Origin of the sequence: Frigoribacterium sp. NBH87 (assembly GCF_014217665.1) — a bacterium.
Lineage (GTDB): Bacteria > Actinomycetota > Actinomycetes > Actinomycetales > Microbacteriaceae > Frigoribacterium > Frigoribacterium endophyticum.
Genome location: NZ_CP043650.1, coordinates 1,036,438 through 1,059,586 on the forward strand (window position 1 = coordinate 1,036,438; position 23,149 = coordinate 1,059,586).

Below are 23,149 nucleotides of genomic sequence, written 5' to 3' on the forward strand. Positions count from 1 at the left end.
CGCCCCGCCCCGCGGGTCGGAGCACGACGGCCCCGGCCCCGAGAGGGACCGGGGCCGTCGTGCGCCGTGGCACAGCGGAGGCTACTCCCCGCCGCCCCCGTCGCCGTCGTGGGCGGTGCCGGTGCCCGTCGCCGCGCCTCCGGCCGGTCGTCGGCGCGCGGTGACCAGCACGACCGCGACGGCGACGAGCGCCAGCACGACGATGCCCACGGCGATGCCGATGACGACGCCGAGGTTCGCCGGGTCGTCGTCGGCGGCGGCACCGTCGGAGCTGCCCCCGTCGACGGCCGACGCCGACGCCGACGCGCCGGAGTCGGGCTCGCCGGCCGTCGTGGTCTGCTCCGCGGTCGGGGTGCCGGCCGCCTCGGGAGCAACGGTCGCTCCGGTCGCCTCCCCCGCGCCTCCCGCCGCGTCGCAGACGGGCCGCTCGGCGGCCCCCGGCGCGGCCGTCGACCCGGCGGCCGGCTCGTAGCGGAACGGCACCGTGTCGGAGACCGTGTGGCCGTCCGCCGACACGGCCTGGTACGTCAGCGTGTAGTCGCCCGCCCCGCCGAGGGCGACCCCGGTCGAGAGGACGGGGCCCGCCGTCGTCGAGCAGCCGTCCTCGTAGTGCAGGCCGGAGGCGTCGGTCACCTCGAGGACGTTCGACGAGCCCGTGCCCGAGAGGTCGAGCACGACGTCGCTGAAGGTGATCGATGCCGTGTCGATCGACGTCGTCAGGGTGGACCCGGCGGCGGGGTCGCTGGTCAGGACGTAGTCGTGCGCCTGCGCCGCGGCGGGGGCCAGGGCGAGCGCGGCCACCGCGCCGGCGGCGGCCACGAGCGCACCACGGCGGACGAGCCTCGAGGAGGCGCGGGGCGCGGTCGGCGCGGTGGCCCGGGTCATCGTCCGGTCACCGTGCCCTCGGCCGAGGTGCGCGGACGACGCGTGAGCGCGACCACGCTCAGCACCAGGGCGACCGCCCCGAGGGCGAGCCCTCCGATGCCGAGCGCCAGCGCGACGGTGCCGCTGTCGCCGGAGGACGACGTCGTGGTCACGGCCGCCTCGTCGGACGCCGTGTCGGCGCCCGCGTCGTGCGACGAGCCGTGTGCGTCGGCGGGCGGCGCGTCGTTCACGTACAGGACGGGGGCGGGGTGCTCCGGCTCCTCGCCCGACGCGGGCGTCTCGTCGGCCCAGTCGACGACCGTGCCGTCGGAGTAGTGCTGGTGCGCCGGCAGCAGCACCGAGCCGGTGTCGGGCACGGCGCCCGCCGAGATCACGAAGCGCTCGAACTGGCCGGGCGCGACCTGGACGCCGGGGTCGGCCGTCCAGGTCACCGAGGTGGGCGCCTCGGTGACGGTCGCGTCGCCGACCTCCACCGGCGAGGGCAGCGTCGACGTGGTGACCTCGGTCGTCCAGCCGGGCAGCGGCTCGTACGAGACCGAGGTGAACGGGGTGTCGGTCGGGAGGTCGACCACGAGCTGGACGGTGCCGGCCGTCGCCGACTCGTTCGGCACCTTGAAGGTGAGCGTGGCGTACGAGCCGGCGTCGGCCTGGCCGGGGTCGACGCGGACGTGGGCGGAGGCCGACAGCGGGGCGGCGAGGGCCAGCAGCGCGGCCGCTCCGAGCGCGGCGGCTCCGCGGGCGGCGACGGCGCCGCGGCGCGAGGTGCGGGCGGTGCGGGACGAGGTGCGGGTGGTGGTGCGGTGGGTCACGAGGGTGTCCTGTCTCGGTGCGCGGTGCGCGACCGGGTCGTCGAGGTGCACGAGGGGCCCCGCCGCGAGCGGGGGCGTCGTGCGGCTCCGTCGACGGGCGTCGAGGGAGCGCGGGCTCAGGCGACGACGGGCGGACCGCGGCGGGGACGCGCGGTGAGGAAGACCAGGGGCGCGGGGCGCCGGGTGGCGACCTCCGTGACCGGCACGACCCGCGACTCCGGCACGGAGGCCGTGCCCGCGAGCAGGAGCCTCACGACGGTGAGACGACGCGCGGCGAGGCGCACGAGGCGGTCCGCGCACCGGGCCCCGTGGCGGAGGCCGAGGACGGTGAGGAGGGCGGCGAGGCCGTGCGCGAGCCACATCGTCGACGACGACATCGCCATGACGTGGTCGGCGCCGGCCGACGTCGCGACGCGGGAGGCGCCGTCGACGGCGGCCGTGAGCACGAGCGGGCCGTGGTGGCCCCCGGAGGCCGTCGGCCCCTGGCCCGCCGCCGGGGCGCCGACGGTGAAGAGCAGGTGGAAGGCGAGCTGGCTGAGGGCGACGGCCGGCAGGAGGCGCGTGGTCGACACCCGCCCGCGGGCCAGCGCGACGCAGAGGGGCACGCTGAAGGCCAGGGCCAGCACGACGCCGAGCAGCCCGGGTCGTTCGCCGCCGCCGGCGACGTGCGAGAAGGCGGCGACCACGACGGAGAAGCCGGCGGTCAGCCAGCCGCGGAGGAACCGCGTCCATCGGGTCGTCGTCACGTCGGTCTCTCGCTCGGGGGCGTGCAGAGGCGCGCCGGGGCGGGTGCCCGCGCGGCGCAGGGTCAAGGATACAGAGCCCCGCCGGGAGCGGAGCCGCGGGGGCCGGAGGAGGATGCCGGCGCCGGGGGCGGGAGCCCGGAGGCCCGGCCCGCCTCAGCGCCCGGCGTCGGGCCGGGAGAGGATCTCGCGGGCGCGGTGGCTGACGCCCGGGTCGACGACGATCTGGTAGCTGCGGGCCAGCACCTGGTGGGTGGAGGTGAAGTCGCGGCGCCGACGGCTCACCGCGAAGCTGGCGAGGCCGTAGAGCATGCCGAAGCCGGCGCCGATCAGGGCGGCGGCCACGACGGTGGTCACGGTCGCCGTCTCGGGCGAGAAGAGCAGCATCACGAGACCGAAGAACACCCCGAGCCAGAGCCCGGTCACCGCGCCGGCGAGCGCGGCGCGGCCGTAGCTCATGCGGCCCGTCACCCGTTCGACGGTCGTGAGCTCGTTGCCGATGATCGCGAGCTGCTTGATCGGGAACTCGGCGTGCGACAGCTTCTCGACGACCGCCTGGGCCTCGGGGTAGCTGTCGTAGGTGCCGAGCACGTCGCCCCGGGGGACGGTCGGCGGACCGGCCGAGCGGCGGGCCAGGGGGCTCTGGTTCGTCATGCCTGGATTACATCACGGGCCCGACCGGCGAGCGGCTAACGTGGACGGGTGAGCGCCACCAGAGTCTTCGTCGCCCGTCTCGCCGGGTGCTCCGTCTTCGACCCCGCCGGCGACAAGGTGGGCAAGGTCCGCGACGTGCTCGTCGTCTACCGCGGCTCGGGCGCGCCCCGCGTCGTCGGGCTGATCGTCGAGGTGCCCGGCAAGCGCCGCGTCTTCGTCAGCATCGGGCGGGTGACGAGCATCGGCTCGGGCCAGATCATCACGAACGGCGTGATCACCCTGCGCCGGTTCGAGCAGCGCGGCGGCGAGACGCGCGTCATCGCCGAGATGCTCGGCCGCAAGGTCACCCTGCTCCGCGACGGCGGCCACGCCACCGTCGAGGACGTCGCGATCGACGAGGTCTCCGAGGGCGACTGGGAGATCGGCCAGCTCTTCCTCCGCAAGCCCAAGGCGACGCCGTCGCCCTTCGGCAAGGGCCCCACCGTCTTCGCCGCGTGGGACGAGGTGTCGGAGGACGCCGAGACCGGCGAGGCCCAGAGCGCCGAGCACCTCATCGCCGCGTACTCCGACCTGCTGCCCGCCGACCTCGCCAACACCCTGCTCGACCTCACGGCCGAGCGGCGCCTCGAGGTGGCCTCCGAGCTCTCCGACGACCGTCTCGCCGACGTGCTGGAGGAGCTGCCCGAGAACGAGCAGGTCGAGATCTTCGCGCAGCTCGACGACCAGCGCGCGGCCGGCGTGCTCGACCACATGCAGCCCGACGACGCCGCCGACCTCATGTCGCAGCTCGGCGAGCAGCGCAAGGAGCACCTGCTCGGGCTGATGGAGCCCGACGAGGCCGACGACGTCCGCATGCTGCTGAGCTACGACGCCGACACGGCCGGCGGCCTGATGACCACCGAGCCGGTGATCGTCTCCGCCGACGCGACGGTGGCCGAGGGGCTCGCCCTCATCCGCCGCCACGAGCTCGCCCCCGCGCTCGGCGCGGCCGTCTGCGTCACCCTGCCGCCCTACGAGCCGCCCACGGGCAGGTTCCTCGGCATGGTCCACTTCCAGCGCATGCTCCGCTACCCGCCGAACGAACGGCTCGGCACGCTGCTCGACCAGCAGCTCGAGCCCGTCAGGGTCGACGCGACCGCCCTCGAGGTGACGCGCGTCATGGCGACGTACAACCTCGTCTCCGTGCCCGTCGTCGACGCCGCCCACCGTCTGGTCGGGGTGGTGACCATCGACGACGTCCTCGACCACGTGCTGCCCGACGACTGGCGCAGCCAGGATCCCGACCAGCCCCTGGGCAGGTCGCGCCCCCGCGCCCGACGAGCACCGCTGACCACGACCACGAGGAGGACACCCGGTGGCACGCGATAACCGCAGCACGGTCCGCCTCGACTCCCCCAAGGGCCTCCGCACCCGGGTGCTGCCCGGTCGCCAGCGCGTCAGCCGCGACCGGTTCGGCCGCGCCACCGAGGCGATCGCCCGCGCGATGGGCACGCCGCAGTTCCTGATCGCGCTCACGCTCTTCTGCGTAGCGTGGATGGGCTACAACGTGCTGGCCCCCGAGAGCTGGCGCTTCGACAGCGCCGCGATCGGCTTCACGGCGCTCACCCTCATCCTGTCGCTGCAGGCCTCGTACGCGGCGCCGCTCATCCTGCTCGCGCAGAACCGGCAGGACGACCGCGACCGCGTGCAGTTCGAGCAGGACCGCCAGCGGGCCGAGCGCAACCTCGCCGACACCGAGTACCTCGCCCGCGAGGTGGTCGCGCTCCGCATCGCGATCCGCGACATGGCCAGCAAGGACTTCATCCGCGCCGAGCTGCGCTCGCTGCTCGAGGAGCTCGACCGTCGCGACGCCGACGAGCACTCGGCCGACCGTGCCGCCGACCACGCGGCCGACGCCCGTGGCTGACGCCGCCGGCCTCGTCGAGCGCGTGCACGGCGCGCTCGGCCGGGTGCTCGACCCCGAGATCCGTCGCCCCGTCACGGAGCTCGACATGATCGGCGACGTCGTGGTCGACGAGGGAGGCGCGGCGACGGTCTCCGTGAAGCTCACGATCGTGGGCTGCCCGGCCGCCGACACCATCGAGCGCGACGTCCGCGAGGCGACCGCCTCCGTCGAGGGCGTCACCGCGGTGACGGTCGACGTGACGGTGATGACCGCGACCGAGCGCCACGCCCTCACCGAGAAGCTCCGGGCGGGCCGCGCCGCGAGGGGCATGCAGTTCGGCCCCGAGACCCTCACGCGCGTCTACGCCGTCACGAGCGGCAAGGGCGGCGTCGGCAAGTCGACCCTGACCGCCAACCTCGCCGTCGCCCTCGCCGCGCGCGGCCTGGCGGTCGGCATCGTCGACGCCGACGTCTACGGCTTCAGCATCCCGGGCCTGCTCGGCCTCGTCGACGCCGACGGCGCCTCCGTGAAGCCCACGCGCGTCGACGACATGATCCTGCCGCCCGTGGCCCACGGGGTGAAGGTGATCTCGATCGGCATGTTCGTCGACGACACCTCGACGGCCGTCGCCTGGCGCGGGCCGATGCTGCACCGCACCATCCAGCAGTTCCTCACCGACGTCTTCTTCGGCGACCTCGACGTCCTGCTGCTCGACCTCCCGCCGGGCACCGGCGACGTCGCCATCTCGGTCGGCCAGCTGCTGCCGCACGCCGAGGTGCTCGTCGTGACGACGCCGCAGCCCGCGGCGGCCGACGTCGCCGAGCGCAGCGGCCTCGTGGCCCGGCAGACCGGCCAGCGCCTCCTCGGGGTCGTCGAGAACATGGCGGGCCTGCCCCAGCCCGACGGATCGGTGCTCGAGCTCTTCGGCTCGGGCGGCGGCGCGGAGACGGCCCGGCGCCTGTCGGCCGGTCAGGAGGCCGAGGTGCCGCTGCTCGTCAGCGTGCCCCTCAGCCTCGAGCTGCGGCAGGGCGGCGACGACGGACGGCCGGTGGTGCTGTCGAGCCCCGGTGACCCCGCGGCACGGGCCGTCGACGCCCTCGCGGCTCAGCTGGCCGTGCGCGGCCGGGGGCTCGCGGGCCGCAAGCTCGGCCTCAGCGTCAGCTGACGACGCCGGGACGGCGCCAGCTGACGGTGTCGGGCCCGCGCCAGTTGGCAGGGCCCGGACGCACGACAGGGGCGCCCCGCTCGTGTGCGGGGCGCCCCTGCAGGGCGGTGGGCGTCGACGAGCCCCTCGGGGCGGCGCGTCGGCGCCCGGCGCGGCCTAGGACCAGCGCTGGTACGTCTTGGTGGGGATGGCGCGGAAGCCGTCGCGGGCGACCGAGACGACCGACCCGACGATGCCGACGAGGGCGGCGGCGGCGAGGACGATGATTCCGATGAACATGACTACTTCTTTCTCGGCGCGGTTCGTCGCGCGGTTCTGGGGAGGTGCGGGCCGACGACGGCAGGGCCGTCGTCGGGTGCTGACGCAGGCTGGACACCCACGGGCCCGGACCGTTCTTGCGCGGCTCGGGAGCGGGTGGCCCACCTGCGTCGATGCCGGCACTCGGGACCAGGTCGACCGAGTGGGGAGCGCATGGGGTCGCTCCGGACTCTTCTATGATGCGCCCGGAGATGCCTAAGCACAATCACTCTTTGCTACCGGAACAGCGTAGTCTCGCTACATGGACGTCAAGCGCCTCGAACTGCTCCGCGAGCTCGCCGAGCGCGGCAGCATCGCCGCCGTCGCCAAGGCGACCCACCGCACCCCCTCGGCCGTCTCGCAGCAGCTCAAGGTGCTCGAGAAGGAGGCCGGCGTCGCCCTGACCGAGCGGGTGGGCCGCGGCGTCGTGCTGACCGGCTCCGGCCGGGTGCTGGCGCAGACGGCCACCGACGTCGCCGTCGCCCTCGAACGGGCCCAGGCGGTCTGGACGGACTTCGTCGCGACCCCCCAGGGCGAGGTCACCCTCGCGACCTTCCCCACGGGGGGCCAGATGCTGCTGCCGGGCCTGCTCCGCACCGTCGCGGAGACCCCCGGCCTCGTCGTGGTGGCCACCGACCACGACCCGTCCATCCTCGAGTTCGCCGACCTCGCGGCCGACCACGACGTCGTCGTCGCGCACTCCCCCGACGGGCGCGCCTGGCGAGGCCGCGGCCTCGTGACGGTGCCGCTGCTCACGGAGCCCCTCGACATCGCGCTGCCGGCTGACCACCGGCTCGCGCAGCGCGCCTCCCTCTCGCCCGGCGACCTCGAGGGCGAGGCCTGGATCGGCGTGCCCACCGACTTCCCGTTCGAGTGGGTCTACCGCGAGATCGAGCGCGTCACGGGCAGCCCCGTCCGCGTCACGCAGCGCTTCAGCGACACGAAGGTGACCGAGGCCCTGGTCGGCGCGGGCCTCGGCATCGCCGTCCTGCCCCGGTTCACCGCGAAGGAGGCGCGGGACGACATGGTCCTGCTGCCCCTGGAGAGCATCCGCGCCGTCCGCTACGTCTCGGTGCTGATGCGCCGGGACCGCGCCGAGCGCCCGTCCGTCCGTCGGGTCGTGGACGCCCTGCGCGCGGAGGCGTCACGGGTCGCGGCGCTGCACGGCGGCGTCTAGCGACACCCGGGGCCTAGGTGGCCTCGGAGTCGTACGGCGGCGCCTCGCCGACGGCGAGCGGCACCACCGGGGCCCGGGTGCCGCCGGGCAGGCCCACCGACACCGCCGCCGCGGTCGCGCCGGCCATCGCCGCCGAGACGGGCTTGGTCGTGCTCCCGCCCGCCGGCGGGTCGAGCAGGGCGTCGCGGATGATGCGGCGCGGGTCGTACTGGCGCGGGTCGAGCTTCTGCCACTCGACGTCGTCGAACTCGGGGCCCATCTCGCTGCGCATGCGGTCCTTCGCGCCGTCGGCCATGGTGCGGACCGTGCGGACGAGCTGGGCGAGCTTGGAGGCGTAGTGCGGCAGCCGCTCCGGGCCCAGCAGGAAGACCGCGAGCACCCCGATGACGAGGAGCTTGTCGAAGGTCAGACCGAACATGGACATGCATGCACGATAACGTCATCGCCCCGAGGGCCAGCCCCTAGACTCGTCAGTCGAAGGAGGCGGTGTGTCGCAGATCGAGTCGAGCTGGAAGTTCGCGGAGGAGCTCGTCTCCGAGAGCGACCCCGTCGCCGCCGCACGACAGCACTCCCTCGAGCTCGGGGTCGAGCCCGTCTCCCCAGCCGTCGGCGCGCAGCTCGCCGTCGCCGCCGCGAGCTCGTCGGCGACGAGCATCATCGAGATCGGCACCGGCGTCGGCGTCAGCGGCCTCTGGCTGCTCGAGGGCGCCCCGCGCGCGACCCTGACGTCCATCGACCGCGAGGTCGACCACCAGCAGGCCGCCCGCGACGCCTACCTCTCCGCCGGCGTGCCCGCGGCGCGGTTCCGCCTGATCACGGGGCGGACGGCCGACGTGCTGCCCCGGATGAACGAGAACTCGTACGACATCGTCTTCGTCGACGCCGACCCCGCGGCCGTCATCGAGAACGTCGAGCACGGCCTCCGGCTCGCCCGGCCCGGCGGCCTCGTGCTCGTGGCGCACGCGCTCTGGCACGGCGCCGTGGCGAACCCGGCACGGCGCGACCCCGTGACCACGGGCTTCCGCACGCTGCTCACCGAGGTCTCCACCTCCCCCGCGGTCATCAGCTCGCTGTCGACCGCGGGCGACGGCCTGCTGCAGCTCGTCAAGCGCTGACGCGACCCGCGTCGTCGACCCGGCCCGCGCCTCCCGGGGTCGGCGGCACCGCCGACGGCTTCACCCTGCGCGTCGCCCGACCGCCGGGAGCCGGGTCAGGGGCGAGAGGGCTGCCGGGGCCCGGGCGCACGACGACGCCCCGGTGGTCGGGTGACCACCGGGGCGTCGTACGCGGCGCAGCCCTCAGGCTGCAGGACGTCGCTGACTAGGCGTCCACGACGCTGGCGAGGGCGTCGTGCAGCTCTTTGGCTTCGTCGTCGTTGACCGACACCACGAGACGGCCGCCACCTTCGAGCGGAACCCGCACGATGATGAGACGGCCCTCTTTCACAGCTTCCATAGGGCCGTCGCCGGTCCTCGGCTTCATGGCTGCCATCAGATAGTCCCCTTTCGCAAAGATGCAACTGCCATTATCCGTGTTTTCGCGGCCCAGACCTAAACAGCCCTGCCGGAGGCGCGGATCACGGCGGCGTCCAGTCGTACCCGTCCACCCACCAGCAGAGGTCGAGCCACACCCACTGGCCCACCACGCAGGCGACCACGAGGGCGATCCGGTACGTGCGGGAGCGCGGCAGGGCGAGGGCGCCCACCAGCGGGAAGAGCGGCATCAGCAGGCGGAACGTGCTCGACTGCGGGAAGAACACCGCCAGCAGGTAGAGCGCGTAGGCCACCGACCAGAGGCGCAGGTCGACCCCCAGCCGTCGGCCGGCAGGGCTCAGCAGCAGCACGGCGAGGGCGACCACGGAGATCACCAGCACGCCCACCCCCGCACCGCCCGGCAGCCACCAGTTCGCGCCCTCGATCCACGGGGCGAACGGCACCAGCGGGCCGTAGCCGACGTAGGGCGCGCGCCAGGCCAGCTCGGTCTCGGCGTAGGCGTTCGGCACGCCGGTGACCAGCCCGGCGACGACCGGCCAGGCCACGCCGAGCAGCGCCGTGACGACGGCCGTGACCGAGGCCTCGACCGCCTCCCGACGGGGGAACGGCTCGCGTCGACGCACCCACCAGCGGTGCACGACGTGCAGGCCCACCGCGAAGGCCAGGGCGAGGGCACCCGGCCGGGTGAACGACAGGACGGCGACGACCGGGAGCATCGCGAGGTAGCGCCGCTCGACGAGCAGCAACAGCGACGCGCAGAGCAGCAGGAGGAAGAGCGGCTCGGCGTACGCGACTTGGAGCAACGGCGACAGCGGCGCGACGCAGAAGAGCACGACGCCGAAGAGCGCGGTGCCCTCGGGCAGGACGTGGCGCAGCAGCCGGTGCAGCAGGAGGGCGGTGCCGGCCGCGGCGAGCACCGAGACCACGACGGCCGTCGGCGCGAAGCCCGCGCCGGTCAGCTCCGTGAGCCCCCGCACGAGCAGCGGGTAGACGGGCATGAACGCCCACGCGCTCTCGCCCACGTGGCCGTCGGCCGTGACGGGCACCGTCGACGGGTAGCCGACGGCCGAGATGATGTAGTACCAGTGGCCGTCCCAGATGGAGGCGAAGCTCGCGTAGTCGGGGCTCGCCAGCGTCCACGCGTTGGCGCCCTGGCGGGCCGCGAACGAGAGCAGCAGCGCCGTGCTGACGACGCGGGAGAGCGCGAAGACCACCAGGACCTTCGCCCACCAGGGCAGCAGCCGCCAGCGCACGAGCACCTGCCGGGGCGTCGTGGGGAGGCGACCGCGGGGCGCGCGACGGGCCGCGGCGGCCACCGCGGCCGAGCCGTGGGCCCGGCCCGAGGTCGTCAGGCCGTCAGCCACGCCCGCAGTCCGCGCTCGTTGTCGAGGATCTGCTGGACGGGCACGCGCTCGTCGTCGTGGTGGGCGAGGAGGGGGTCGCCCGGGCCGTAGTTCACGGCGGGGACGCCGAGGGCCGAGAACCGCGCGACGTCCGTCCAGCCGAACTTCGGCGTCGCCTCGCCGCCGACCGCGGCGAGGAACTGCTGGGCGAGGGGCGCGTCGAGGCCGGGGCGCGCGCCCGGGGCGAGGTCGACGATCGTCACGTCGAACCCGGCGAAGAGCTCGGTGACGTGGGCGACGGCCTCGTCGGCGCTGCGGCTCGGCGCGAAGCGGTAGTTGACGTGCACCATGCACTCGTCGGGGATGACGTTGCCGGCCACCCCGCCGGTGATGCCGACGGCGTTGAGGCCCTCGCGGTAGACGAGCCCGTCGACCTCGACCTCGCGCGGCTCGTAGGCCGCGAGCAGGTCGAGGACGGGAGCGGCGGCGTGGATGGCGTTCGAGCCGACCCACGACCGGGCGCTGTGCGACCGCCGCCCGAAGGTACGGACCTCCGCCCGGAGGTTGCCGTTGCAGCCGCCCTCGACCTTGCTCGCGGTCGGCTCGCCGAGCACGGCGAAGTCGGCCTCGAGCAGCTCGGGGCGCCGTCGGGCCAGCCGGCCGAGGCCGTTCAGGGCGTCCGAGACCTCTTCGTGGTCGTACCAGACCCAGGTCACGTCGACCGAGGGCTCGGTGAGCTCGACGGCGAGCCGGAGGTGCACGGCGCTGCCGGCCTTCATGTCGACGGTGCCGCGGCCCCAGAGGTGCTCGACGCCGTCGTCGTCGGTCTCGTAGCGCGTGGGCAGGTTGTCGTTGAGGGGCACGGTGTCGATGTGGCCGGCGATCACGACCCGGTGCTCGCGCCCCAGGGTCGTCCTGGCGACGATCGCGTCGCCGTCGCGGGTCAGCTCGAGGTGGTCGAGCCCCTCGAGGGTGGCCCAGATCGCGTCGACGACGGCCTTCTCGTCGCCCGAGACGGACTCGATGTCGCAGAGCTGACGGGTGACGTCCACGGGCGAGACGCTGAGGTCGATCTTCGGCATGACGCCGAGTGTACGGGGCCCGCCCTGCGGCTCGTCCTACGATCGGTGCATGACCAACGACGCCTCCGCGCCCACGCACGCCCACGGCTACGGGCTGGCCACCGTCTCGTCCGACGGCACCACCCTCGACACGTGGTTCCCCGCCCCCTCGCTCGGGCGCCTCCCCGCCGACCGCGACCCCGAGATCGTGCCCGCCGAGATCTCGGCCGCCGCCGGGCCGGACGCCCGCCGGGCCGTCGACCTCGTGCCGGCGACCGTCGAGATCGACCTGAGCGCGCCTCCCGCGTCCACCCCCGACGCGTACCTCCGCCTCCACCTGCTCAGCCACCTGCTCGTCGAGCCGAACACCATCTCGCTCGAGGGGCTCTTCGCGCACCTGCCCATCGTCGTCTGGACGAACGCGGGCCCCGTGCACCCCGACGACTTCTCGCGCCTGCGGCCGACGCTGCAGCGGGCCGGCATCGTCACGACGGGCATCGACAAGTTCCCGCGCATGCTCGACTACGTGATGCCCGACCGCGTGCGCATCGCCGACGCCTCGCGCGTGCGCCTCGGCGCGCACCTCGCCCCGGGCACGACCGTCATGCACGAGGGCTTCGTCAACTTCAACGCGGGCACGCTCGGGGCCTCGATGGTCGAGGGCCGCATCTCGCAGGGCGTCGTCGTCGGCGACGGGTCGGACATCGGAGGCGGCGCCTCCATCATGGGCACGCTCTCGGGCGGCGGCACCCAGCGCGTCACCATCGGCCAGCGCGCGCTGCTCGGCGCGAACGCCGGCATCGGCATCGCCATCGGCGACGACACCGTCGTCGAGGCGGGCCTCTACGTCACGGCGGGCACGAAGGTCGTCGTCGTCGGCGGCACCCCGACGTCGGACGGCCGCCCGCAGACGGTCAAGGCCGTCGAGCTGTCGGGCCGCCCCGGGCTGCTCTTCCGCCGCAACTCGGTCACGGGCGCGGTCGAGGTGCTGGCGCGCAAGGGCCACGGCGTGACCCTCAACTCGCAGCTGCACGCGTAGCGCCGACCGGCGCCCCGGCACCGGGGCGCCGCCGGACGACGCGACGACGGCCGGCCACCTCGAGAGGTGGCCGGCCGTCGTCGGGCGGGCGGGAGGCGCGGGCTAGCGGGCGGGCCAGTCGCGCTGGGTCTCGCCCAGGTACAGCTGCTGCGGACGGCCGATCTTCGTCGTCGGGTCGCCGTTCATCTCGCGCCAGTGAGCGATCCAGCCCGGCAGGCGACCGATGGCGAAGAGCACCGTGAACATGCGGGGCGGGAAGCCCATGGCCTTGTAGATGACCCCGGTGTAGAAGTCGACGTTCGGGTAGAGCTTCCGCTCGACGAAGTAGTCGTCGGCGAGGGCGATCGCCTCGAGCTCCATCGCGATGTCGAGCAGGTCGTCCTTCACGCCGAGGGCCTCGAGCACCTCGGTGGCGCTCTCCTTCACGAGCTTGGCGCGCGGGTCGTAGTTCTTGTAGACCCGGTGGCCGAAGCCCATCAGCTTGACGCCCTCCTCCTTGTTCTTCACGCGCTCGACGAAGCGCTCGACGCCCTGGCCGCTGGCCTTGATCTCGGCGAGCATCGTCAGCACGGCCTCGTTAGCGCCGCCGTGCAGCGGCCCGTAGAGGGCGCTGATGCCGGCCGAGATCGACGAGAACATGTTCGCCTGCGTCGAGCCGACGAGGCGGACGGTCGACGTCGACGCGTTCTGCTCGTGGTCCTCGTGGAGGATGAGGAGGCGCTCGAGGGCCTTCGAGAGGACGGGGTTGACCTGGTACGGCTCGGCCATCGTGCCGAAGTTGAGCTTGAGGAAGTTGTCGACGAAGCTCAGCGAGTTGTCGGGGTAGAGGAACGCCTGGCCCAGGCTCTTCTTGTGCGCGTAGGCCGCGATGACCGGCAGCTTCGCGAGCAGCCGGACGGTCTGCAGCTCGATCTGCACCGGGTCGGTCACGCTCATCGAGCCCTCGTAGAAGGTGCCGAGGGCGCCCACGGCGCTCGAGAGCACCGACATCGGGTGCGCGTTGTGCGGCAGGGCGTCGAAGAAGCGCCGCAGGTCTTCGTGCAGCAGCGTGTGGCGGCGGATGCGGGCGTCGAAGTCGGCCAGCTCGTCGGGGGTGGGCAGCTCGCCGTAGATCAGCAGCCAGGCCGTCTCGAGGTAGGTCGAGTGCTCCGCGACCTGCTCGATCGGGTAGCCCCGGTAGCGCAGGATGCCCTGGTCACCGTCGATGTAGGTGATCTTCGAGCGGGCGTTGCTGGTGTTCACGAAGCCCGTGTCGAGAGTCGTGTAGCCGGTCTGCTTGGTGAACGTCGAGATGTCGATCGACGAGGCACCCTCGGTGCTCGGCACGATCGGGAACTCGGCTGTTCCCCCCGGGAACTGCAGCGTGGCCTTCTGGGCGTCGTTGGCAGTAGTCACCCTGTCACCCTAGCGGTCGGGCCGTCGGGCGTCAGGTCGTCGGCGTCAGCTGTCGGGCGTCGGCCGTCGGGCGTCAGGCGGTGAGGCGCTCGACCGCGGCGTCGATGCGCTCGTCGGTCGTCGTCAGGGCCACGCGCACGTGCCGCCCGCCGTCGACGCCGTAGAACGTCCCCGGGGCGGCGAGCACGCCCCGCTCGGCCAGCCAGGCGACGCTGGCCTCCGCCGGCTCGTCGCGGGTGGCCCAGAGGTAGAGGCCCGCCTCGCTGCGGTCGATGCGGAAGCCGGCCGCCCGGAGCGCGGGGGCGAGCCGGTCGCGGCGGGAGCGGTAGAGCTCCTTCTGTGCCGCGACGTGGGCCTCGTCGCCGAGCGCGGCGCGCATGGCCTCCTGCACGGGGGCCGGCGGCATCAGCCCGGCGTGCTTGCGCACGGAGAGCAGCTGCTGCACGACGGCGGCGTCGCCGGCCACGAACCCGGCGCGGTACCCGGCGAGGTTCGACTGCTTGCTGAGGCTGTAGACGCTGAGGACGCCCTCGCGGTCGTCGCCGACGACGCGGGGGTCGAGGATGCTCGGCGTGGGGCGGTCGGCCCACTCGCCCTCCCAGCCCAGCTCGGCGTAGCACTCGTCGCCGGCGATCACGGCGCCGAGCTCACGGGCGCGCTCGACCGCGGCGCGGAGCTGCTCGACGTCGAGCACGGCGCCGTCGGGGTTGCCGGGGCTGTTCAGCCAGACGAGCCGCGTCGACCCGGGCCACTCGCCCGGGTCGTCGGAGGCGAGCACGTCGGCGCCGACGAGCGCGGCGCCGAGGGCGTAGGTCGGGTAGGCGGCCCGCGGGTGCACGATCGTGTCGCCGCGGCCGAGGCCCAGCCACAGGGCGAGGCCCGCGATGAGCTCCTTCGAGCCGATGGTCGGCAGCACCTCGGCGTCGGTGAGGCCGGGCACGCCGCGGCGACGCTCGTACCACTCCGCGATGGCGGCGCGCAGGGCGGGGGTGCCGGCCACCTGCGGGTACGCGTGCGCGTCGGTGGCGGCGACCAGCGCCTCCCTCACGACCTCGGGGGTCGGGTCGACCGGCGAGCCGACGGAGAGGTCGACGATGCCGCCCTCGTGGGCCCGCGCCGTCGCGGCGTGCGCGGCGAGGGAGTCCCAGGGGAAGTCGGGCAGGTCGAGCGCCACGGCCGGGCGCCTACTCGGCGGAGCCCTGGGGCGGCAGCACGGCGATCACGGGGTGGTCCTTCGCGATGACGCCGACCTTGGCCGCGCCGCCGGGCGAGCCGATCTCGTCGAAGAACTCGACGTTGGCCTTGTAGTAGTCGGCCCACTTGTCGGGCAGGTCGTCTTCGTAGTAGATGGCCTCGACGGGGCACACCGGCTCGCAGGCACCGCAGTCGACGCACTCGTCGGGGTGGATGTAGAGCGAGCGTTCGCCCTCGTAGATGCAGTCGACGGGGCATTCGTCGATGCAGGCACGGTCCTTGACATCGACACAGGGGAGGGCGATCACGTACGTCACGTCTGGGGGGTTCCCTTCGCGTCGGGCAGAGGTTCCATCCTATCCCCGAGCGGGCTGGACGCCGGAGGCGCGGGCGGCGTCGGCGCGCCCGTCGCGTCGCGGGGCGGCAGGGTCGGCCACGCGATCACGACCATGGCGATCAGCAGGGGCCCGAACGACCAGACGAGGCCGGCGAGGTTCGCGGGCACGAGCGCGGAGCCGCCGGCCCCGGGCTGGGAGAAGACGCCCGCCGTCAGCAGCAGCCCGAGCGCGGTCATCGTCGTGACCAGGCGGGAGCGGAAGACGAGGCGGAAGCCCACGAGCAGGGCGGCGGCCATCACGAGCGACAGGACGAGGCCGACGGGCGCGTCGACCCCCGCGACCGAGGTCGTGCCCTGGTGGGCGACCGTGCCGATCGCCCCGAAGACGACGCCCGCCGCGAGTGCGAGGGCGAGCGTGCCGAGGCGGCCGCCGAGGGTCATCTCGGCGAGCTCGGAGGTGGTGGCGGCCGCGTCGACCGTGCGCACCGGCTCGGGCACGGCCCGGAACGACTCGGTGTCGGGCAGCGGGTCGACGGCGCCGTGCGGGTACCGCACGCCCGCCCGGCCGCCCGGCAGGTCGACGACCTCGAGCTGCGTGCGGTAGCGGCGGAGCGCGGCCACGCGGCGCGGCGTCGTCGCCCGCACGTCGACCGTCGTCACCGTCGCGTCGGCCGCGAGCGCCTCGGCCTCGGCGCCCGTGGCCTGGTCGGCCCCGGCGACGACGGCGAAGAAGGGCACCTCGGCGAGGCGCGCGACGCGGACGGCCGCGCGGTTGGCGCGCACGTGGTCGGGGTGGTGGTAGCCGCCGTCCTCGTCGTAGCTGACGATCGCGGTGGGCCGCACGCTGTCGACGACGGCCTGCAGGTCGGAGACGATCTCGCCGAACTCGGCGGCGCAGAACGCCTGCGGGTGCAGGTCGGGCGTCGGCCCCGCGACGCCGTCGGAGCGCCACACCATGCCGCTGTCGCGGTACGCCCGCGACGGCAGGCCCGCGGTGCGGGCGGCCGGGTCGCCGAGGAACCTGTGGTCGCGCACGCCCAGCTCGCGGAGGGCCTCCGCGATCTCGCCCTCGCGGTGCACGGCCAGCCCCGCCTCGTCGCCGCGGAGCCGGGCGAGGTCGTCGGGCAGGACCTCGCCGAGCTCGCCGCGCGTGCAGGTCACGACCGTCACCTGGGCGCCGGAGTCGAGCAGGGAGGCGATGGTGCCGCCGGTCGTGATCGTCTCGTCGTCGGGGTGGGCGTGCACGAGCAGCACGTGCTCGCGGGCCGCGGGGCCGCTCGCGGGCGCGGCCGAGGAGGAGGCGCCGGGAGCCGGGCGGGGGTCGGCCGGGGCCGTGCCGGGAGGAGTCATCACTGGACAGGATATGCCGAGCGACACTAGGGTCGGTTCGCGCTGAGGCTCACCTTAGTTAGGCAAGCCTCACCATACCGGTTCGTCCGGTCGGACCCGCATCGACGCGACGGCCCCCGTCGCCCCGACGGACCGGCCCGCCGTCCCCCACCCGAAAGCCGCACCTGTGCTCGCGAACTACCTCATCGGACTCCGTGAGGGCCTCGAGGCCGCCCTCGTCGTCGGCATCCTCGTCGCCTACCTCGTCAAGGTCGACCGTCGTGACGTCCTCCCCCGGCTCTGGGCCGGCGTCGCCGCCGCCGTCGTCCTCTCGCTCGGGTTCGGCGCCCTCCTCACCTTCGGCGCCTACGGGCTGACCTTCCAGGCCCAGGAGATCATCGGAGGCGGCCTGTCGGTCGTCGCCGTGGCCTTCGTCACCTGGATGGTGTTCTGGATGGCGCGCACGGCCCGCAGCATGCGCGGCGAGCTGGAGTCCGGCCTCGACCGCGCGCTCGCCGGCGGCGCCTGGGCCGTCGTCGTGCTCGGCGTCGTCTCGGTCGGCCGCGAGGGGCTCGAGACGGCCCTGTTCGTCTGGGCGACCGTCCAGTCGACCGGCGGCGGCGACGCCCCCGTGCTCGGCGCCCTCCTCGGCATCCTCACCGCCGTCGCGATCGAGGTGCTGATCTTCCGCGGGGTCGTCCGCGTCGACCTCCGCCGCTTCTTCGCCGTGACCGGCTACCTGCTCGTCGTCGTGGCGGCCGGGGTGCTCGCCTACGGCGTCGGCGACCTCCAGGAGGCCGGCGTGCTGCCCGGCCGCACGGCCCTCGCCTTCGACGTCAGCGCCGCCGTGCCGCCGACCAGCTGGTGGGGCACGCTGCTGCAGGGCCTCGTGAACTTCACCGCGACTCCCAGCTGGCTGCAGGTGGGCGCCTGGCTCGCCTACCTCGCCGTGGTGCTGCCGCTCTTCACCGCCGCCACCCGCGGGCCCCGCCGGGCGCCCCGTGCCTCCGGCACCGCCGACGCCGTCGACCCCGACGCCGCGGCCACCGACCCCTCGACCACCGCCCCCACCACCGCAGGAGCCCCCCGATGACCGCTCGCCCCCTCGCCCTCGGAGCCGGAGCGCTGCTCACCGCCCTCGCCCTCACCGGCTGCGTCGCCAACTCCCCCGGCGGGTCGGCCACGGCCGGCGCCACGACCGTCTCCGTCCAGGGCGACGGCGACCGCTGCGAGGTCTCGGCGACCTCGGTGCCGAGCGGCCCCGTGACCTTCACCATGACCAACGCGGGCAGCGACGAGACCGAGTTCGAGCTGCTCGGCGACGACGGCCTCCGCATCGTCAGCGAGAAGGAGAACATCGGGCCGGGCACGACGGCCTCGATCACCGTCGCCGTGCAGCCGGGCGACTACTACACCGCCTGCATCCCCGGCCTCGTCGGCGAGGGCGTCCGTGCGCCGTTCACCGTCACCGACTCCGGCACGGCCGTGACGCCGGTCGGCACGGAGAAGGAGCAGGTCGACGCGGCCGCCGCCGCGTACGTCGCCTACGTCGACGACCAGGTCGGCCAGCTCGTGCCGGCGACCCAGGCCTTCCTCGACGCGTACCGCGCCGGCGACGACGCGACGGCCCGGTCGCTCTACCCCTCCGCGCGCGCCCACTACGAGCGCATCGAGCCCGTGGCCGAGTCGTTCGGCGACCTCGACCCGAAGATCGACTTCCGCGAGGCGGACGTCGAGCCGGGCACCGAGTGGACGGGCTGGCACCGCATCGAGAAGGACCTCTGGCAGCCGACGGCCGACGACAACGGCGGCGAGGCGTACGTGCCCCTGACGCCTGAGGAGCGAGGGCGCTTCGCCGACCTGCTCACCGCCGACACGGCCGACCTGCAGGCCGCCGTCACCGCCCCGGACTTCACCGTCGGCATCGACACGATCAGCAACGGCGCCGTCGGCCTGATGGACGAGGTGGCGACCGGCAAGATCACCGGCGAGGAGGAGATCTGGTCGCACACCGACCTCTACGACTTCCAGGCCAACCTCGAGGGCGCCCGCGTCGCCTACGAGGGCGTCCGCGACATCGTCGCCGAGAAGGACCCTGAGCTCACCGACCGGATCGACGGGAAGCTCGCCGCGCTCGAGGAGCTGCTCGCCTCGTACGGCAGCCTCGACGCCGGCTTCCCGAGCTACACGGAGCTCACCACGGCCGACACCAAGTCGCTCAGCGACGCCGTCAACGCGCTCAGCGAGCCCCTCAGCGAGCTCACCGCCGCGCTGGTGAGCTGACGGGCGGCCGGGCGTGACGGACGACGAGCGGCACGACGAGCAGCACGAGGGCACGGCCCCGGGCTCGGGCGAGGCACGCGCCCCCCGCGGCGGCATCTCCCGGCGGGGCCTGCTCGGCCTGCTGGGCACGGGCGTGGGCGCGGGGGTCCTCGGCGCCGGGGTCGGGGTCGGGGCCGACCGCGCCGTCCAGGCCCACGCGACGGGCGCCTCCGGCGCGTCCGCCCGCTACCCCTTCGCCGGCCGCCACCAGTCGGGCATCGTCACCGCTGCCCAGGACCGCCTGCACTTCGCCTCGTTCGACATGGCCGGGGGCACGACGCGTGACGACCTCGTGTCGCTGCTCCGCGACTGGAGCGCGGCGGCGGCCCGCCTGACCCAGGGCCTCGACGTGAGCGAGGCCGGCTCCGTCGGCGGGTCGCCGCTCGCTCCCCCGGACGACACCGGGGAGGCGCTGGGCCTGCCCGCGGCCGGGCTCACCGTGACCATCGGGTTCGGCCCGACCCTCTTCACCGACGCGACCGGCGCCGACCGCTACGGCATCGCCTCCCGACGGCCCGCCGCCCTCGTCGACCTGCCGCACTTCTCGGGCGACCAGCTCGTCGAGGCCCTGACCGGCGGCGACCTCTGCGTGCAGGCGTGCAGCGACGACCCGCAGGTCGCGGTGCACGCCATCCGCAACCTCTCGCGCATCGCCTTCGGCCGCGCCTCCCTCCGGTGGTCGCAGCTCGGCTTCGGCCGCACCTCGTCGACGACCCGCGGCCAGAGCACGCCCCGCAACCTGTTCGGCTTCAAGGACGGCACGGCCAACCTCAAGGCCGAGGACACCGCGGCGGTCGAGGAGGGCGTCTGGGCCGCCGGCTCGGACGGCAGCGCGTGGATGGACGGCGGCTCGTACCTCGTCGCCCGCAAGATCCGCATGACGATCGAGACGTGGGACCACGCGTCGCTCGCCGAGCAACAGACCGTCGTCGGCCGCGACAAGCGCGACGGAGCACCGCTCTCCGGCGGCGACGAGTTCACCGCGCCCGACTTCTCGGCCGCGGCGACGGACGGCTCGGGGCCCGCCATCGCGCGGGACTCGCACGTCGCCCTCGCCCACCCCGACCAGAACGGCGGAGCGACCCTGCTGCGCCGCGGCTACAACTTCGTCGACGGCAACGACCAGCTCGGGCGGCTCGACGCCGGGCTGTTCTTCCTGTGCTTCCAGCGCGACCCGCGGCGGCAGTTCGTGCCGATCCAGACGGCCCTGTCGCGGAACGACCGGATGAACGAGTACCTCAAGCACGTCGGCTCGGCGATCTTCGCGGTGCCGCCGGGCGCGTCGGAGGGCGGCTGGGTCGGCGAGACCCTGCTCGGCTGAGCGGCGCGGTCGCCCGGGGCGACCGTGACCGCGACGACTGCGGCGCCTAGACGGGCGTGACGACGTAGGTCGCGAGCACCGCGCCGTCGGAGGCCTGCGTCGTGATCGTGAGCACGACGCGGTACGTGGGGCCGGTGAACGTGCCGAGCGCGGTGTCGGCGTCGACGTTCACCCCCGCGGCGGAGTACCCGGCCGCCTCGAGCGCCGCCTGGGCCGTCTCGAAGTCGTCGAGGCTCGCCACGGCGAGCTGCGCGACCCAGCCCGAGCCGTCGGGCCCCGCGCCTCCCCCGCGCACCGTGCCGTCGAGCAGCGGCACCTCGGCGGGGAACGACTCGGGCAGCGTGCCGTCGGTCGAGACGCTCGCGCCGCCGAGGGCCTCGCTGACGGCGTCGCCGACGGCACCCTCGACCGTGCCGCGCACGCTCTCGACGCCCTGGTCGACGGCGCTGCCCACGACGTTGTCGAGCGAGCTGCAGGCGGTGAGCCCGCCGACGAGCCCGGCAGCGAGCAACAGGCCGGTGGCGGAGCGGACGAGGCGGGTGCGGGCGGGGCGGGCCGGTGTCGAGGTCACGCGACGACCGTAGCGGCCGCGACTGGGCGGCGTCGCAGAACGTGCGGCGGGTGCACCCACCGGGCCCCCGGACGACGGGAGGCGCCCCACCGGCCGGTGGGGCGCCTCCTGACGGCGTTCGGTGCGGAGCGCTACGCGTTCTGCTTCTTGAGGCGAGCGGTGCTGCGCTGGCGGGCGCTGGCGTCGAGCTCGACCTTGCGGATGCGGATCGCGTCGGGGGTGACCTCGACGCACTCGTCGTCACCGGCGAACTCGAGGGCCTCCTCGAGCGAGAGCACCTTGGAGGGCGTCATCGACTCGAAGTTGTCGGCCGTCGACTGACGCATGTTGGTCAGCTTCTTCTCCTTGGTGATGTTGACGTCCATGTCGTCGGCGCGCGAGTTCTCGCCCACGACCATGCCCTCGTAGACCTCTTCGGTCGGCTGCACGAAGAACGACATGCGCTCCTGCAGGTTGATGATCGCGAAGGGGGTGACGACGCCGGAGCGGTCGGCGATGATCGAGCCGTTGGTGCGGGTCGAGATCTCGCCGGCCCAGGGGCCGTAGCCGTGGCTGATGCCGTTGGCGATGCCGGTGCCGCGCGTGTCGGTGAGGAACTGCGTGCGGAAGCCGATCAGGCCGCGCGAGGGGACGATGAACTCCATGCGGACCCAGCCCGAGCCGTGGTTCGCCATGTTCTCCATGCGGCCCTTGCGGGCGGCCATCAGCTGCGTGACGGCGCCGAGGTACTCGTCGGGCACGTCGATGGTCATGTGCTCGAAGGGCTCCTGCAGCTTGCCGTTCTCGTCACGACGGGTGACGACCTGCGGCTTGCCGACGGTGAGCTCGAAGCCCTCGCGGCGCATCTGCTCGACGAGGATGGCCAGCGCGAGCTCGCCGCGGCCCTGGACCTCCCACGCGTCGGGGCGTCCGATGTCGACGACCTTGAGCGAGACGTTGCCGACCAGCTCGCGGTCGAGGCGGTCCTTGACCATGCGGGCGGTCAGCTTGTGGCCCTTGACCTTGCCGATGATCGGCGAGGTGTTCGTGCCGATGGTCATCGAGATGGCCGGGTCGTCGACCGTGATGGTCGGCAGCGGGCGGACGTCTTCAGGGTCGGAGAGGGTCTCGCCGATGGTGATCGTGTCGAAGCCGGCGACGGCGACGATGTCGCCGGGGCCCGCGCTCTCGGCCGGGTAGCGGCTGAGGGCCTTCGTCACCAGGAGCTCGGTGATGCGCGCGTTCTGGACGGTGCCGTCGGACTTGACCCAGGCGACCGTCTGGCCCTTCTGCAGGGTGCCGTGGAACACGCGGAGGAGCGCGAGGCGGCCGAGGAACGGCGAGGCGTCGAGGTTGGTGACGTGCGCCTGCAGCGGGTGCTCGTCGTCGTAGCGCGGCGCCGGCACGTGGGTGAGGATCGCGTCGAAGAGCGGCTCGAGGTCGTCGTTGTCGGGCAGCGAGCCGTCGGCGGGCTTGTTCGTCGACGCGGCGCCGTTGCGGCCCGAGGCGTAGACGACGGGCACGTTGAGGATGGCGTCGAGGTCGAGGTCCTCCACCTCTTCGCTCAGGTCGCTGGCGAGGCCGAGGAGGAGGTCCTGGCTCTCGGCCACGACCTCGTCGATGCGCGCGTCGGGGCGGTCGGTCTTGTTGACCAGCAGGATGACGGGCAGCTTGGCCGCGAGGGCCTTGCGGAGCACGAAGCGCGTCTGGGGCAGCGGGCCCTCGGACGCGTCGACGAGCAGCACGACGCCGTCGACCATCGAGAGGCCGCGCTCGACCTCGCCGCCGAAGTCGGCGTGGCCGGGGGTGTCGATGACGTTGATCGTGATCGGGCCGTCGGTCGCGTGGGCACCGTTGTAGAGCACCGAGGTGTTCTTCGCGAGGATCGTGATGCCCTTCTCGCGCTCGAGCTCGTTGCCGTCCATCATGCGGTCTTCGGTGTCGAAGTGCGCGTCGAACGAGTTGGTCTGCTTGAGCATGGCGTCGACGAGGGTCGTCTTGCCGTGGTCGACGTGGGCCACGATCGCCACGTTGCGCAGGTCGCTGCGGATGGCAGTCGCCATGGATGTATTCCTTACGAAAGAGTGAGGGGGGAAGTGGTCGGGACGAAGCCCGGCCCGATCAGTCTACGGCACGTGGTAAAGGGCCCC

At 73.8% G+C, this 23,149-nt stretch carries 24 protein-coding genes; 9 read left to right on the plus strand and 15 right to left on the minus strand.

The window, feature by feature from the left end:
• Positions 1–81: 81 nt before the first annotated feature.
• The 4 genes from F1C15_RS04840 to F1C15_RS04850 all read right to left on the minus strand — a co-directional run bounded on the left by F1C15_RS04840 (position 82) and on the right by F1C15_RS04850 (position 3,091).
• Entirely contained in the window at positions 82–885 is an 804-nt protein-coding gene (locus F1C15_RS04840) for a copper resistance CopC family protein (protein ID WP_185233297.1), read from the minus strand.
• Positions 882–1,694 carry a YcnI family protein gene (locus F1C15_RS16110; RefSeq protein ID WP_370543617.1) on the minus strand — a complete coding sequence of 271 codons (813 nt, stop codon included), beginning with the start codon at positions 1,692–1,694 and terminating at the stop codon, positions 882–884. Before F1C15_RS16110 ends, F1C15_RS04840 begins: the two co-directional genes overlap by 4 nt.
• A 116-nt stretch (positions 1,695–1,810) precedes the next feature.
• A complete protein-coding gene (locus tag F1C15_RS16115) occupies positions 1,811–2,440 on the minus strand; it encodes a hypothetical protein (RefSeq protein WP_056056547.1) in 630 nt (209 codons plus the stop codon).
• Positions 2,441–2,593: 153 nt separating this feature from the next.
• On the minus strand, positions 2,594–3,091 hold the full coding sequence (locus F1C15_RS04850; protein ID WP_056056548.1) for a general stress protein: 498 nt from the start codon (positions 3,089–3,091) through the stop codon (positions 2,594–2,596).
• A gap of 48 nt (positions 3,092–3,139) precedes the next feature.
• Between F1C15_RS04850 and F1C15_RS04855 the strand changes: the two genes are divergently transcribed.
• Genes F1C15_RS04855 through F1C15_RS04865 form a run of 3 tightly spaced genes read left to right on the plus strand, consistent with a single transcriptional unit; the run spans position 3,140 to position 6,141 of the window.
• Complete coding sequence (locus F1C15_RS04855; RefSeq protein ID WP_056056549.1) at positions 3,140–4,459, plus strand: magnesium transporter MgtE N-terminal domain-containing protein; 1,320 nt, start codon at positions 3,140–3,142, stop codon at positions 4,457–4,459.
• On the plus strand, positions 4,446–4,997 hold the full coding sequence (locus F1C15_RS04860) for a DUF1003 domain-containing protein (RefSeq protein WP_185233307.1): 552 nt from the start codon (positions 4,446–4,448) through the stop codon (positions 4,995–4,997). The genes F1C15_RS04855 and F1C15_RS04860 overlap by 14 nt, the downstream gene beginning before the upstream one ends.
• Complete coding sequence (locus tag F1C15_RS04865; protein WP_056058867.1) at positions 4,990–6,141, plus strand: Mrp/NBP35 family ATP-binding protein; 1,152 nt, start codon at positions 4,990–4,992, stop codon at positions 6,139–6,141. Before F1C15_RS04860 ends, F1C15_RS04865 begins: the two co-directional genes overlap by 8 nt.
• A 156-nt stretch (positions 6,142–6,297) precedes the next feature.
• On the opposite strand, the gene F1C15_RS16120 is transcribed toward F1C15_RS04865, so the two are convergent.
• Entirely contained in the window at positions 6,298–6,420 is a 123-nt protein-coding gene (locus F1C15_RS16120) for a hypothetical protein (RefSeq protein WP_255354162.1), read from the minus strand.
• Between the two features lie 280 nt (positions 6,421–6,700).
• Between F1C15_RS16120 and F1C15_RS04870 the strand changes: the two genes are divergently transcribed.
• A complete protein-coding gene (locus F1C15_RS04870; RefSeq protein ID WP_056056551.1) occupies positions 6,701–7,615 on the plus strand; it encodes a LysR family transcriptional regulator in 915 nt (304 codons plus the stop codon).
• A gap of 13 nt (positions 7,616–7,628) precedes the next feature.
• On the opposite strand, the gene F1C15_RS04875 is transcribed toward F1C15_RS04870, so the two are convergent.
• Positions 7,629–8,033, minus strand: a complete 405-nt coding sequence (locus F1C15_RS04875) for a Sec-independent protein translocase TatB (RefSeq protein ID WP_185234077.1) — start codon at positions 8,031–8,033, stop codon at positions 7,629–7,631.
• Positions 8,034–8,103: 70 nt separating this feature from the next.
• Here F1C15_RS04875 and F1C15_RS04880 point away from each other — a divergent pair, with 70 nt between their 5' ends.
• Positions 8,104–8,730, plus strand: a complete 627-nt coding sequence (locus tag F1C15_RS04880) for an O-methyltransferase (protein WP_056056553.1) — start codon at positions 8,104–8,106, stop codon at positions 8,728–8,730.
• A gap of 205 nt (positions 8,731–8,935) precedes the next feature.
• On the opposite strand, the gene F1C15_RS04885 is transcribed toward F1C15_RS04880, so the two are convergent.
• From F1C15_RS04885 to dapE, 3 genes are all read right to left on the minus strand, one after another.
• Entirely contained in the window at positions 8,936–9,106 is a 171-nt protein-coding gene (locus tag F1C15_RS04885) for a DUF3117 domain-containing protein (protein WP_082514530.1), read from the minus strand.
• An 85-nt stretch (positions 9,107–9,191) separates the two neighbouring features.
• Positions 9,192–10,472 (minus strand): hypothetical protein, encoded by a 1,281-nt coding sequence (locus F1C15_RS04890; protein WP_255465490.1) that lies wholly within the window; start codon positions 10,470–10,472, stop codon positions 9,192–9,194.
• Entirely contained in the window at positions 10,457–11,533 is a 1,077-nt protein-coding gene (gene dapE, locus F1C15_RS04895) for a succinyl-diaminopimelate desuccinylase (protein WP_185233309.1), read from the minus strand. Before dapE ends, F1C15_RS04890 begins: the two co-directional genes overlap by 16 nt.
• A gap of 49 nt (positions 11,534–11,582) precedes the next feature.
• On the opposite strand from dapE, the gene dapD reads away from it, so the two are divergent.
• Positions 11,583–12,551: a 2,3,4,5-tetrahydropyridine-2,6-dicarboxylate N-succinyltransferase gene (gene dapD, locus F1C15_RS04900; protein ID WP_185233311.1), complete on the plus strand. Its 969-nt coding sequence runs from the start codon at positions 11,583–11,585 to the stop codon at positions 12,549–12,551.
• Between the two features lie 102 nt (positions 12,552–12,653).
• On the opposite strand, the gene F1C15_RS04905 is transcribed toward dapD, so the two are convergent.
• From F1C15_RS04905 to F1C15_RS04920, 4 genes are all read right to left on the minus strand, one after another.
• Positions 12,654–13,946, minus strand: a complete 1,293-nt coding sequence (locus F1C15_RS04905) for a citrate synthase (protein ID WP_082514531.1) — start codon at positions 13,944–13,946, stop codon at positions 12,654–12,656.
• A gap of 73 nt (positions 13,947–14,019) precedes the next feature.
• Positions 14,020–15,120, minus strand: a complete 1,101-nt coding sequence (dapC, locus tag F1C15_RS04910) for a succinyldiaminopimelate transaminase (RefSeq protein WP_185233313.1) — start codon at positions 15,118–15,120, stop codon at positions 14,020–14,022.
• A 10-nt stretch (positions 15,121–15,130) separates the two neighbouring features.
• Positions 15,131–15,457, minus strand: coding sequence for a ferredoxin (gene fdxA, locus F1C15_RS04915; protein ID WP_056056561.1), 327 nt, complete (start codon positions 15,455–15,457; stop codon positions 15,131–15,133).
• Entirely contained in the window at positions 15,454–16,827 is a 1,374-nt protein-coding gene (locus F1C15_RS04920) for a PIG-L family deacetylase (protein WP_056056563.1), read from the minus strand. The genes fdxA and F1C15_RS04920 overlap by 4 nt, the downstream gene beginning before the upstream one ends.
• A gap of 166 nt (positions 16,828–16,993) precedes the next feature.
• Between F1C15_RS04920 and efeU the strand changes: the two genes are divergently transcribed.
• From efeU to efeB, 3 genes are read left to right on the plus strand one after another with little or no spacing between them, the layout of a single operon-like run.
• Positions 16,994–17,899: an iron uptake transporter permease EfeU gene (gene efeU / locus F1C15_RS04925; protein ID WP_056056566.1), complete on the plus strand. Its 906-nt coding sequence runs from the start codon at positions 16,994–16,996 to the stop codon at positions 17,897–17,899.
• Positions 17,896–19,089 carry an iron uptake system protein EfeO gene (gene efeO / locus F1C15_RS04930; RefSeq protein WP_056056568.1) on the plus strand — a complete coding sequence of 398 codons (1,194 nt, stop codon included), beginning with the start codon at positions 17,896–17,898 and terminating at the stop codon, positions 19,087–19,089. Before efeU ends, efeO begins: the two co-directional genes overlap by 4 nt.
• 13 nt (positions 19,090–19,102) lie before the next feature.
• Entirely contained in the window at positions 19,103–20,449 is a 1,347-nt protein-coding gene (efeB, locus tag F1C15_RS04935; protein ID WP_167259759.1) for an iron uptake transporter deferrochelatase/peroxidase subunit, read from the plus strand.
• 46 nt (positions 20,450–20,495) lie between these two features.
• Here the strand turns inward: efeB and F1C15_RS04940 are convergent, their stop codons facing one another.
• Both F1C15_RS04940 and typA read right to left on the minus strand, forming a co-directional pair.
• Positions 20,496–21,020, minus strand: coding sequence for a hypothetical protein (locus F1C15_RS04940; RefSeq protein ID WP_185233315.1), 525 nt, complete (start codon positions 21,018–21,020; stop codon positions 20,496–20,498).
• A gap of 131 nt (positions 21,021–21,151) precedes the next feature.
• A complete protein-coding gene (typA, locus tag F1C15_RS04945) occupies positions 21,152–23,062 on the minus strand; it encodes a translational GTPase TypA (protein ID WP_056056572.1) in 1,911 nt (636 codons plus the stop codon).
• Between the last annotated feature and the right edge of the window lie 87 nt (positions 23,063–23,149).